This is a genomic window from Amycolatopsis sp. WAC 01416 (genome assembly GCF_003947485.1).
Taxonomy (GTDB): Bacteria; Actinomycetota; Actinomycetes; order Mycobacteriales; family Pseudonocardiaceae; genus Amycolatopsis.
The window spans coordinates 434339-446240 of record NZ_QHHX01000008.1; the positions used below are offsets into that span (position 1 = coordinate 434339).

Sequence of the window (11902 nt, forward strand, 5' to 3'; positions counted from 1 at the left end):
GACCGCCTCGATGAGGATGCGGCTCGTGACCATTCAACGCCACCATCCGCCCGGTCTGCACCCCACGCCCACCTACCACCACGTGACCATCGTCGAAGGACGACGGGACGTCCACCTCGCCGGCCAATGCCCGCTCGCCGAAGACGGCAAGGTCGTCGACGGTGACGTCCTCGCCCAGGTCGACCAGGTCGTCGCGAACACCGCCGCCGCGCTCGCCTTCGCCAAGGCGACCCCGGCCGACGTCGTCCGCACGGTGATCTACGTGGTGACGCCGGACGCCGAGGTGCTTTCCGCCGTATGGGACCGGTTCGTGAAGTCGGAGATCGGGGGCGCCTTCACGACCGCGAGCACGCTGCTCGGCGTCGCGCAGCTCGGCTACCCCGGGCAGCTCGTCGAGCTCGACGTCACCGCCGCCACGGCCTGATCTCTCGCTCGCCGAGTCTGCGAAGTTCCGTGAAGGCCTCCTTGAGGGACCCAGAGTCCCTCAAGGAGGCCTTCACGGACTTCCGGGCGCGCGCCCCACGTCAGGTGATGATCGTGACGACCGGCTCCTCGGCTTTCGCGGCCGCCGCGAAGAAGGTCACCAGCTCGTCGTAGTAGCCGCGCACGTAGTCCAGCGCGTCGGGCTCGTCCCAGATCGACGGGTAGATCCCCTCGGCCTCGAGGTCCGAGAGCTCGACGCCCTGCGAGAGCTGATCGAACCCGGTCCGCGCCATCTCCGCCGAGATCGTCCGCACCTCGTCCGCGGTGAACCGCCGCGGCGGCCCGTCACTGTCGGCTTCCCCCAGCAGCGTCCCGCCCAGCACGAAGTCGACCTCGAACCCGGCACGCCCCACCAGGAACCACAGCGCGTGCCACGCCTTGTCGATGTCCACCGCCCGTTCGGTGCCGACGGCCTTCTCGGCGTACTCCCAGTACCGCTCGGGTTTCTCGCTCAGTTCACGCAATTCCCCGGGCGTGACCCGCAGATACGCGCCGCACATGCCCATCGGTCAGAGACCGGCCATGAGGTCGGTCTCCGTGATGCCAGGACCCTGCCCGGCGCGGATGAACCACTCGACGCCGAACGCCCCCGCGAAAGCCTCGTCCGGCATCGCGAGGAAGAAGGAGTCCTCACTGATCTGACTGGCGTGCGCGCGCATCGCCGCCCGCTTGTAGGGCAGGTACGCGGTGACGTCGACCCTCGCGGTCAGGATCGCTTCCGGCTTGCCGAACTCGGAACCGTCTTCGAAATCGGGCAGGTCCTCGGCCTTCAGCTGCCCTGTCCGCACCGCCTCCTCCATGCCGCGGCGCATCTCGTCACTGTTGCTCGTCGCCTCGTAGACCCGCGGCGTGCCCGCCAGCTCGGCCGCGCGCATGCCGACGCGATGCACCTGGATGTGGTCCGGATGCCCGTAGCCGCCGTTGTCGTCATAGATGGTCAGGACGTCGGCCTGCTCTTCGCGCAGGATCTCGGCCAGCCGCTGCGCGGCCTCCTCGACGTCGGCCTGCCAGAACGTGCCGGGCACGTCGTTGCGCGGCTCGCCCATCATGCCGGAATCGGTGTACCCCAGGAACTCCACCCGCTTGGCCCCCAGGACCTCGGCGGAAGCGTGCGTCTCCTGCACGCGGCGCTGCCACAACTCCTCTCCGTCGTCGAGGAACCCGTCCGGCACCTCGCCGACCTCCCCCCTGGTCGCGACGACGAGCACGACACGGTGACCTTCCTCGAAGGCCTTGCGCATGACGCCCCCCGCGACGATGCACTCGTCGTCGGGGTGGGCGTGAAAACTCACCAATGTGGCCATGGTGGGGAAACTACCGGGAGGCACCGACATATTCCGTCGTGAGTGGCGATTCGGGTTCTAACCCGAATCGCCACTCACGAGCCCCACCGCTCACTCACGCCGGAAAGACCCGCCCGAGGAACTCCAGCGTCAGCGCCCAAGCCGCCGCGGCGGGCTCCGGCTGGTGGAACATCGGCGCCACATGGTTGTGGAACGCGTGTCCCGCGCCTTCGTGGATGTGGATCTCCGCGCCGTCATGGGAAGCCACCGCGTCGGCGAGCTTCCCCACGCCTTCGATGGGGATGTACGGATCCGCGCCGCCGAACTGGAACTGGATCGGGCAGGTGATCTTGTCCAGCAACGGAAGTTGCTCGGGCACCCGGGAGCCGTAGTACGAGACCGCGACGTCCGGGTCGCCTTCGGCGGCGGCCGCGTAGGCCATCGAGCCGCCGAGGCAGAAGCCGAAGACGCCGGCGCGGCCGTCGGTTTCGGGCAGCGCGCGCAGAGTCGCCAGGGTCGCGAGGACGTCGGTGACGGCGCGTGCCGGGTCGAGTTTGCCGGAGACCTCCATCGACGCCGAGACCCCGGCTTCGTCGTGCGTGGCCGACCAGCCGGGGGCGATCCGCCAGAACAGTTCGGGCACGGCGACGACGTAGCCGAGGGTGGCCAGGTCGGCGGCGACCGATTTGAGGTAGTCGTCGAGGCCGAAGATCTCCTGGATCAGTACCAAGCCCGGGCCGGAGCCGGATTCGGGCAGCCAGAGCGGGGCGTCGAACGAGCCGTCGGCGACGGTCACCTCGGTCATCGGGTTCCTTCCAGCGCGCGCACGAGACAGTCCGCCACGAGGGCGGCCTGCGTGCCGTCGGGGTCGAGGTCGGGATCGAAGATGGTCAGCTCCAGCCCGGCGGCGCCGGGGATCGCGAGCAGCCCCCGCAGCAGCTCGACGAGCTTGTCCGGGTTGAGCCCGCCGGGATCGGGACTGTCCACAGCGGACACGAATTCCGGGTCGAGGGTGTCGATGTCGATGTGGATCCAGAAACCGTCCAGCGGCGCGAAGATCTCGCGGGCGGCGGCGAGCGCGCCGTCGGTGCCGGACGCCATGATCTCCTGGCTGGTCACGACGCGAAGCCCGGCCTCCCGCGCCTCGGCGGACGCCTCCGCGCGAACACCGAGCACGAGGACGTCTTCGTCGCGGACGTAGGGGCGCAGACCGTCCACATCGGCCAGTTCCGGCTGACCGCGACCGGTCACGACGGCGAGCGTTTCGCCGCCGACGTTGGCGACGTGATCGGAGTTGCCCAGGTGCCGGAAGTCGTCATGTCCGTCGAAGTAGACGATGCCGAAGCGTCCTTCGCGACGCAGGGTCAGCATCGCGGCGAGCGCGATCGAGCAGTCGCCGCCGAGCACGACCGGAAAGCCGCCGTCGGCGCGGATCTTCGCGAGCCGTCCGGCGAGTGTCTCCGTGTAAGCCGCGATCCCGGCCGCGTTGCGCACGCCGCCATCGGGCGACCGGGCGGGCAGATACCGCGGCGGGGTGACGACACCGCCGTCCCTGGCATCCAGACGGGTGAGCAGGCCGTGGTCACGCAGCGCGCCCGGTGCCTTGTAGCAACCCGGGACCACACCTTCGGCGGGCGGGCGCAGCCCGAGATTGGACGGCGCGTCGAGTAGTACGAAATTCCCCATGCCCACACCGTAGTAGTGACGCCTGGTGTCACGCCGTCCGTCCCTTTAGGTTGAAGGGACGGACAGAGGAGGCTCAATGGCGGAGCGGACGAAATACATCCTCGACGAACAGGACATGCCGACGAGGTGGTACAACGTCATCCCGGATCTGCCGGAGCCGCCACCTCCGCCACTGCATCCTGGCACCCGCGAGCCGATCGGCCCCGACGACCTCGCGCCGCTGTTCCCGCAGGCGCTCATCGCCCAAGAGGTCACCACGGAACGGTACGTCGACATCCCGGAAGAGGTCCTGGACGTCTACCGGCTCTGGCGGCCGTCGCCGCTGTTCCGCGCGAGGCGGCTGGAGAAGGCGCTCGGCACTCCCGCCCGCATCTACTACAAGTACGAGGGCGTCAGCCCGGTCGGCTCGCACAAGCCCAACACCGCCGTGCCGCAGGCTTTCTACAACGCCGCGGAGGGTGTCAGCAGGCTGACCACGGAAACCGGCGCCGGACAGTGGGGAAGCGCGCTCGCGTTCGCCTGCGCCACCTTCGGGCTCGAATGCGAGGTGTGGCAGGTCCGCGCCTCCTACGACCAGAAGCCGTATCGCAAGCTGATGATGGAGACCTTCGGCGCCACGGTGCACCCGAGCCCGTCCGAGCTGACCGAATCCGGCCGCGCGATCCTGGCCGCCGACCCGAACTCGACCGGGAGCCTCGGCATCGCGATCAGCGAGGCGGTCGAGCAGGCGGCGCAGGCGGAGAACACCCGTTACGCGCTCGGCAGCGTGCTCAACCATGTGCTGCTGCACCAGACGATCATCGGTGAAGAGGCGCTCAAGCAGTTCGAACTGGCCGGGGACACCCCGGACGTGCTCGTCGGCTGCACCGGCGGCGGCTCCAACTTCGGCGGGCTCGCCTTCCCGTTCCTGCGCGAGAAACTCGCCGGGCGGATGGACCCGGTGATCCGCGCGGTCGAACCGGCCGCCTGCCCGACCCTCACCCGCGGGAAGTACGCGTACGACTTCGGGGACACCGCCGGGTTGACGCCGTTGCTGAAGATGCACACGCTCGGTCACGACTTCATCCCCGACCCGATCCACGCCGGCGGCCTGCGCTACCACGGGATGTCGCCGCTGATCTCGCATATCTACGAACTCGGGCTGATCGACGCGATCGCCGTCGGGCAGGAGGACTGCTTCGCCGCGGGCGTGCGATTCGCCCGAACGGAGGGCATCATCCCGGCACCCGAGCCGACCCACGCGCTCGCCGCGTGCATCGAGGAAGCGTTGCGGTGCAAGGAAACCGGGGAGGAGAAGGTGATACTGACCGCGCTGTGCGGGCACGCGCACCTCGACCTTCCCGCGTACGGCGCGTACCTGGCGGGCGACATCTCCGACCACGCGCTGTCCGACGAGGTCCTCGCGAAGTCCCTTGCCGGCCTCCCCTGACCGCATTTCGTCACCTACTTGCGGTCACTACCGCAAGTAGGTGACGAATTGCGGGGGTCAGCCGGTCACCTGGTAGCCCGACGTCCGGTTCCGCCCGGTGTTCTTGGCCTCGTACAGCGCCCGGTCCGCGGCGGCGAGCACGGCGTCCAGGTCGGCGACGCCCGGCCGGTCGGCGGGCCCGATCGACACGGTGACGTGCTCGGGCAGGTCACCGGCGCGGGAGGCCACGCTCGACCGGATCCGTTCCGCGATCGCGTGGGCGTACACGGCGGACGTACCGGGCAGCAGGACGACGAACTCCTCCCCGCCGAACCGCCCGACCAGATCCGTGCCGCGCACCTCGGTGCGCAGGGTTTCCGCGATCGCCGCCAGGTACTGGTCGCCGACCAGGTGCCCGTGGCGGTCGTTGATCAGTTTGAACCGGTCGACGTCGACCATCAGCAGGCTGGTGTGCCGCCCCGCGCGCCGCGCGCGGTCGAGTTCGTCGGCCGCGGCCTCGCGCCACGCCTTGGCGTTGAGCAGCCCGGTCTTGGCGTCACTGCGTGCCTGCCGTTTCAGCTGCCGCAGCAGCACGCCGCGGTGCAGCACCAGGGTGATCCCGACGACGAGCAGCAGCACCACCGGCCAGTCCCGCAGCGCCCACGCCACGATGATCCCGAGTGCGATCGTCGCCGCTTCGAGCGCGTACTCGAACGGCTGCGCCAGCGCGTCGCGCAGCCGCTCGTGCGGGGTGCCGTAGTGCACCGCGACCGTCATCAACGCGGTGTTGACCAGCAGGAACACCCCGCCCGCCGCGACCACCGACCCGAAGGAGGACTCGTCGCGGGGTAGGACGTCGAACGGGGCCGCGTACCGGGAGAGGAACGCGGCGGCCGCGAAGCCCGCGAGCACGGTCGCCGAGGCGGAGAACGTGCGCCGGAACAACGGGTTCGGCTGCCCGCGGAACCAGCGGTAGAAGAACGACACGGCGATGACCAGCGCGGCGAGTGCCGGGTGCACCAGCAGTACGGCGGCGAAGGTCCAGACGCTGTCGAGCGAGATGTGCGGCGTGCCCGCGAACCGTTCCCGCACCCGCTCCACCGGACGTGACAACTCCGTGTACAACACGGCGCTGGTGATCAGGATCGCGAAGGGGATCGCGTCGCCATGGGTGAACGGGACGCGGACAAGAGACCAGGCGGATCCGGCGATCGCCGCGACGTCCACCAGGAGGACGAAGCCGATCAAACCGCGGTGGGGTAGCCGCCACAGCGCCCAATTCGTTAGCGCCACGGAGTCGAACGTAATCGGTTGGATACTAGGTGTCACTACGCTGTATGGGTAGGCGTGGGTGCACCACGCGTGACCGGCATCGGGGAAGTGGAGGGGGTGAGCTCCATGCGCGGGCAGAACTGGTGAACACCCGGTTCCGGTCAAAGGGGGTGAAGCGGGGCCACGTGGCGCCAAGCCCGGGTGGCCGGAACAGCCACTACGACACCGGCGAGTGCGATGACCGAGACCGTCGTCGCGGGTGAACCGAGTACGCCGACGAGCAGGCCGCCGGCGATCAGCCCGATTCCCTGCACGGCGATGAGTCCCGACCCGGCGAGGCCGAAAGCCTGGCCTCGTTCGGTGTCGGGCACCAACCGCATGAACGTGGTGCTCGCGGTGACCTGGTAGGCCGCGCACATCCCGGACAGCACGAGCAGTCCGGCGGCGTAGGGGAGCGAGGGCCGGAACCAGAACGCCGCGAGCGGCACGATCGCGCCGAGCGCCAGCCGTCCGACCATGCGCAACCGGACTTCGGGCCGCACCAGGCGGCCCAGTACGAACACCCCGAGCACGATCCCCGCGGGATGCGCCGCGAGCAGCAGTCCCGCCGTCACCGCCCCGCCGCCGATCTCCGCGGCGTACGGCACGGCCAGCCCTTCCGGCACGATCACGAAACCGGCCAGCCACGCGAGACCGACCAGCGCGCGCAACCGGCGGTCGTGCCAGATCGTGCGGGCGCCCGCACGAAGCCGCCGCAGGGTCGACGTCGCGGGGCCGCGCGCACCCGTCGCGGGGCGGGTGCGGACACCGAGGCGCAGGACGATCGCCGAAACCCCGAACGTGACCGCGTCGAGGGCGAGGCCCTTTCCGGTCCCGACCGTGGCGATCACCGCGCCGCCGAGGGCGAACCCGGCGAGCTCGCCGATCTGGTTGGTGATCTTCAGCAGTGACTGGCCGAGGACGTACTGATCCCCGCTGAGCATCGACGGCAGCACCGCGGCCTGTGCGGCGGTGAACGGCGCGTTGGCCAGTTGCACCACCACCAGCACGACGGCGAGCACGGGCAACGGGATCCCGGGGATCGCGAGCACCGCGACCAGAAGGGCCCGGACGACGTCGGAGCAGACCATCACCGCGCGGCGCGGGAACCGGTCGGCCAGTCCGCCGAGCAATGGCCCGCCGACCAGGTCGGGCAGGTACGTGAGTGCGTAGGTCAGCGCGGGCCACGTCGCCGAACCGGTCCGCTCGAACACCAGCACCGACAGGGCGACCCTGGCCACCTGGTCCCCGAGGATCGACTGGAGTTCCGCGAACCAGATCGCCCGCAGTTCACCGACCGCGAGGATCTGCCGGAAGGTCGCCTGGGAACTCACGAGGTGACCACCCCCACTCGGTCGGGTGAGTCACTCAGCGTACCGCCCTGGACGCACGTGGTGAAGCCTCGCAGTACGTGAAGGAGGCCTTCAAAGTCGCATAACCGCAGGTCGGCGGCGCTCATGGGTGATGTGAACCGGGCCATCGTCGACTGTCCGCAGGGGGCGTGAGTGGTTAGGAGGGTTCTGGCCAGGTACCTGCTGGGGGTGAGCCGGGTAGCGGCCAGTCCGTGAAGGACTCCTTGAGGGACCCAGGGTCCCTCAAGGAGTCCTTCACGGACCCCGGAAGGCCATCACGGGCCTCAGCGGCATCGCCAGCCACAAACGGCGGCGCGAAGGACCCCTTACCTCGGCTCAGCCGAGGTAACCCGACCTTCACACCTTCCCCAGTACATGAAGGCCCCCATCCTTGCGCCAGGCGCAAGGATGGGGGCCTTCATGTACCTCACGCGAGCAAAGCCGCAAGCCACGCGCAGGTACCTAAGAGACGGTTCGCTCCAACCCTCCGAAACACTCACGACCCCTCCGCGAACGCCCGAACCGGGCACTGCCGCCCCGAAGCCGTCCCCTGTGGACAGTCGAGAAGGTGGCCGGCCACTGTGACGAGCCGCCTCCGCCCCGCCGCCCACTTGACCAGCGGTTATGCGACTTTGCCGGTCCCTGCGCTAAGACGCGATGCAGGGGCCTTCACGCGCTAGGGACTACTGCTCCGTGCCGCAGGTGATCTTCGGCTGCGGGTTGTAGTGCACGTTCCGGGTGTGGCGCCGCACCTCGCGGCCGCTCGCGGCGTCCTTGATGACCCGGGTGTCCGACGTGGTGAAGCCGGGCGCGCCGTTGCTGGGCTTGCAGTTCTCGGCGGGGCCGGGCTTCGTCGGCGGCTCGGACGGGTTGGTGCGGCCGCCGGGGATCGACTCGACGGTGTACTTCTTGGTGCCCCACAGCCGGATCGTGATGTCCGACGGCGACCAGATGGTCTGGATCGCGACGCCGGTGTCACCGTCGTTGGTGAACTTGAGGTCGATCACGCTGCCGCCGTTGTGGTTCTGGAACACGGTCGCCTCACGCGCGGCGGGGTAACGGCTGATGTAGTAGCTGTGTTCCTTGTGCTCGGTGTCCTTCATACCGGCGAAGTACGAGGCGTTGTACAGCGTGGTCGCGAACTGCGAGATCCCGCCGCCGACCTCGCGGCCGGGCGCGCCGTCCTTGATGACGCCGGCCTCGACGTAACCCTGCGCCGCGCCGCGCGGCCCGGTGAACCCGTTGAGGCTGAACGTCTCGCCCGGCTTCACGATGGCGCCGTTGACCTTCTGCGCCACGACCCGGATGTTCGTCCCCGAGTCCGGCGCGAACCCGCCGGTCTTGAACTCGCTGACGACCTCCTTGATGCCGAGCTGGTTCGCCTGCTCGGTGGTCACCTTGGCCGGGGTCTTCTTGTAGGTCACCGGTAGCTCACGGGGCGCCGCACGCTTGAGCACGTCGAGTACCGGCTTGAGGCTGGGCTCCCAGTCGACGACGTTGGCGTCCTCGGAGGGCTGGACGGTCGGCTTGCCGCCTTCGAAGACGATCTGCGCGTCCTTGCCCTCCTTCTCGGTGGACTTCAGCTGCGGCCCCGCGGCCTCGATGATCTTGTTGTTGTCCACCTTCGGGTTCAGCACGCCGCCGTCGGCGGGTTCGAAGGTCAGCGCGCCCGCGATGTCCGCGGGTTTGACGACCGCGTCCTTGCCCTCGCCCTTGATGACCATCGGCGACGCCACGGCGGGCTTGGCGATCTGTTCGAGGGCGGCGTGGACGGCTTCCGGCGACACCTTGACCGGGGTCTGGGTGACCGCGAGCGTCAGCGGCTCACCGCCTGCCCAGCGGTCGAGGATCGTCCGCTTGGCGGCCTCGACGTCGAGTTTCTGCCCGGTCTTGGGCTCGACGGCGACCGGCTTGGCGTCCTCGAAGCGGACGGTGCCCTCGATGGGGTCACGGTCGACGTTGCCGCGCAGGTTCTCCAGCGCGGCGGTGAGCTTGGCGTCGTCGGTCTGCGTGACGACGCCGACCTCGGTGGTCGAGAAGAACGACGCGATCCGCGTGAACGGGTTCAGCGACTGATCGCCCGCCTGGTCCAGGGTGGCGGGCCAGTCGAGGCGCAGGCCCGCGTTGTTCGGCGCCAGCGACTCCTCGGCGTCGCCCGCGACGATCTTCACCGGCCGGGTCAGCCGGGGCTCGATGCCACCCCGGAGCTCCTTCTCGGCCGCCGCGCGGTCCATCCCGCCGACGTCGACCCCGGCGACGGTGACGCCGCGGGGGACGCTGCCCTGGGAGACCAGTACGTCGAGGGCGTACGCGACGACCAGCAGGCCGAACACACCGCCGCCGATGAAGGCGGCCTTGCGGTAGCTCCGACGGCGTTTCGGTGGCGCGGGCTCCTCCGGCGTGGCAGACTCCGCGAACCCGGGCGCGACGACCGGGAGAATGTCCGTCTGCTCGGCATGGGACTCGGGCCAGCGCGGTTCCTGCGGCAACTCTCCACCCTCCACGGTCCGGCGAGGCCGGGCGTCGTGATCGAACATCCGGGCTTTCCCTACGTTCCGGACGTAGGTTCAAGATACGGGGCACGTTTTGTGGTCGTGCAACTCGCCCGGTTGGGTGAGCGGGTCACTCCGTCGGGTGGTCACTGGGCGTCAGGTTCCGGATTTTCGCCCACTCTGGCGAGAAAGTCGAAGTCACAGCCCTCGTCGGCTTGCGTGATGTGTTCGGAGTACAACGCGCCGTAACCCCGTTCGAAGCGTGGGGGCGGCGGGGACCACCGTTCCCGGCGGTGTTGCAATTCCGCATCATCGACGTCGATGCTCAGTCGTCGCGACGGGACGTCCAAGGTGATCGGATCCCCGTCGCGGACCAACGCGAGCGGTCCGCCCACATGGGACTCCGGCGCGACGTGCAGCACGCACGCGCCGTAACTGGTGCCGCTCATCCGGGCGTCGGATACGCGGACCATGTCCCGGACCCCCTTGGCCAGCAGGTGATCGGGCAGCGGCAGCATCCCGTACTCGGGCATGCCGGGGCCGCCGAGCGGACCGGATCCGCGCAGCACCAGAACGGACTCCTCGGTGATGCCGAGAGCGGGATCGTTGATGCGGTTCTTCAAGTCCCGGTAGTCGTCGAAGACCACCGCGGGTCCAGTGTGGACGAGCAGCCGGGGATCGGCGGCGAGGTGCTTGATCACGGCGCCCGACGGCGCGAGATTGCCGCGCAGCACCGCGACTCCGCCTTCGGTGGCGACCGGGTTTTCGCGGGTGCGGATGACGTCGTCGTCGTGCACCTGCGCCGTTTCCAGGTTCTCGCCGAGGGTCCGGCCGGTGACGGTGACGCGATCGGTGTGCAGCAGATCGGTCAGCCGCGAGAGCAGGCCGGGAAGCCCGCCCGCGTAGTAGAAGTCCTCCATCAGCCAGTCGCCGCCAGGGCGGATGTTCGCCAGCACGGGGACCCGGCGCGCGATCGCGTCGAAATCGTCGACGGACAACGGGATCCGCCCGCGACCGGCCATCGCGATCAGGTGGATGACGGCGTTGGTGGAGCCGCCCAGCGCCAGCACGGTGGTGATCGCGTCGGCGTACGCGCGTTCGTCGAGGATCTTCGTGATGGTGAGGTCCTCCCACACCATGTCCACCACGCGCGCGCCGCTCGCCGCGGCCATCCGGTGGTGCGCCGAGTCGACGGCGGGGATCGACGCCGCGCCGGGCAAGGTCAGCCCGAGCACTTCGGCGACCGACATCATCGTGGACGCGGTCCCCATCGTCATACAGGTTCCGGGGGAACGCGCGAGCCCACGCTCCAATTCGGACAGTTCCTCGTCGCCGATCAGCCCGGCCCGCTTGTCGTCCCAGTACTTCCACATGTCGGTGCCGCTGCCGAGTACCTCGTTCCGCCAGTGCCCGCGCAACATCGGCCCCGCGGGGACGAAGATGGCAGGCAGGCCCGCGCTCGCCGCACCCATCAGCAACGCCGGTGTCGTCTTGTCGCAGCCGCCCATGAGGACCGCGCCGTCGATGGGGTAGGACCGCAGGATTTCCTCGGTCTCCAGCGAAAGCAGGTTGCGGTAGAGCATCGGTGTCGGCTTCTGGAAGGTCTCCGACAGGGTCGCGACCGGGAACTCCAGTGGGAAACCGCCCGCCTGCCACACCCCGCGTTTGACCTGTTCCGCGCGTTCGCGCAGATGCAGGTGGCAGGGATTGATGTCGCTCCAGGTGTTGAGGATCGCGATGACGGGTTTCCCGAGGTGCTCCTCCGGGTTGTAGCCCAGTTGCCTGCTCCGGGCCCGGTGGCTGAAGCCGCGTAGTTCGTCGCCGCCGAACCAGCGGTGGCTGCGGAGTTCCTCGGGGTTCCTCATGACACCGAGTATGACATCTCAT

At 69.2% G+C, this 11902-nt stretch carries 10 protein-coding genes; 2 read left to right on the forward strand and 8 right to left on the reverse strand.

Annotated features, from left to right (window positions below):
- The first annotated feature begins 16 nt into the window (after positions 1-16).
- The gene (locus DL990_RS28310) at positions 17-424 is read left to right on the forward strand and encodes a RidA family protein (RefSeq protein ID WP_233598910.1); all 408 of its coding nucleotides are present in this window, start codon (positions 17-19) and stop codon (positions 422-424) included.
- A 100-nt stretch (positions 425-524) separates the two neighbouring features.
- Here DL990_RS28310 and DL990_RS28315 read toward each other — a convergent pair whose 3' ends face one another.
- The 4 genes from DL990_RS28315 to DL990_RS28330 all read right to left on the reverse strand — a co-directional run bounded on the left by DL990_RS28315 (position 525) and on the right by DL990_RS28330 (position 3452).
- The gene (locus DL990_RS28315) at positions 525-989 is read right to left on the reverse strand and encodes a YfbM family protein (RefSeq protein ID WP_125800451.1); all 465 of its coding nucleotides are present in this window, start codon (positions 987-989) and stop codon (positions 525-527) included.
- Between the two features lie 3 nt (positions 990-992).
- Positions 993-1787: a PIG-L family deacetylase gene (locus DL990_RS28320; protein ID WP_125789975.1), complete on the reverse strand. Its 795-nt coding sequence runs from the start codon at positions 1785-1787 to the stop codon at positions 993-995.
- 94 nt (positions 1788-1881) lie between these two features.
- A complete protein-coding gene (locus tag DL990_RS28325; protein WP_125789974.1) occupies positions 1882-2571 on the reverse strand; it encodes a dienelactone hydrolase family protein in 690 nt (229 codons plus the stop codon).
- Positions 2568-3452 (reverse strand): arginase family protein, encoded by an 885-nt coding sequence (locus DL990_RS28330; RefSeq protein ID WP_125789973.1) that lies wholly within the window; start codon positions 3450-3452, stop codon positions 2568-2570. The genes DL990_RS28325 and DL990_RS28330 overlap by 4 nt, the downstream gene beginning before the upstream one ends.
- A 76-nt stretch (positions 3453-3528) precedes the next feature.
- On the opposite strand from DL990_RS28330, the gene DL990_RS28335 reads away from it, so the two are divergent.
- Positions 3529-4881: a TrpB-like pyridoxal phosphate-dependent enzyme gene (locus tag DL990_RS28335; protein ID WP_125789972.1), complete on the forward strand. Its 1353-nt coding sequence runs from the start codon at positions 3529-3531 to the stop codon at positions 4879-4881.
- Positions 4882-4938: 57 nt separating this feature from the next.
- Here the strand turns inward: DL990_RS28335 and DL990_RS28340 are convergent, their stop codons facing one another.
- The 4 genes from DL990_RS28340 to araD form a co-directional block, all read right to left on the reverse strand.
- Complete coding sequence (locus tag DL990_RS28340) at positions 4939-6153, reverse strand: GGDEF domain-containing protein (protein ID WP_233620597.1); 1215 nt, start codon at positions 6151-6153, stop codon at positions 4939-4941.
- Positions 6154-6293: 140 nt separating this feature from the next.
- Positions 6294-7505 (reverse strand): MFS transporter, encoded by a 1212-nt coding sequence (locus DL990_RS28345; RefSeq protein ID WP_125800452.1) that lies wholly within the window; start codon positions 7503-7505, stop codon positions 6294-6296.
- 701 nt (positions 7506-8206) lie between these two features.
- Entirely contained in the window at positions 8207-10060 is a 1854-nt protein-coding gene (locus DL990_RS28350) for a VanW family protein (protein WP_125800453.1), read from the reverse strand.
- 101 nt (positions 10061-10161) lie between these two features.
- Entirely contained in the window at positions 10162-11880 is a 1719-nt protein-coding gene (gene araD / locus DL990_RS28355) for an L-arabinonate dehydratase (RefSeq protein ID WP_125789969.1), read from the reverse strand.
- Positions 11881-11902: the final 22 nt, after the last annotated feature.

Coding starts and splice junctions, on each gene's coding strand:
- DL990_RS28315 (WP_125800451.1), bottom strand. CDS start 989: ATGGGCATGTGCGGCGCGTATCTGCGGGTCACGCCCGGGGAATTGCGT.
- DL990_RS28350 (WP_125800453.1), bottom strand. CDS start 10,060: ATGTTCGATCACGACGCCCGGCCTCGCCGGACCGTGGAGGGTGGAGAG.
- DL990_RS28320 (WP_125789975.1), bottom strand. CDS start 1,787: ATGGCCACATTGGTGAGTTTTCACGCCCACCCCGACGACGAGTGCATC.
- araD (WP_125789969.1), bottom strand. CDS start 11,880: ATGAGGAACCCCGAGGAACTCCGCAGCCACCGCTGGTTCGGCGGCGAC.
- DL990_RS28330 (WP_125789973.1), bottom strand. CDS start 3,452: ATGGGGAATTTCGTACTACTCGACGCGCCGTCCAATCTCGGGCTGCGC.
- DL990_RS28310 (WP_233598910.1), top strand. CDS start 17: ATGCGGCTCGTGACCATTCAACGCCACCATCCGCCCGGTCTGCACCCC.
- DL990_RS28325 (WP_125789974.1), bottom strand. CDS start 2,571: ATGACCGAGGTGACCGTCGCCGACGGCTCGTTCGACGCCCCGCTCTGG.
- DL990_RS28335 (WP_125789972.1), top strand. CDS start 3,529: ATGGCGGAGCGGACGAAATACATCCTCGACGAACAGGACATGCCGACG.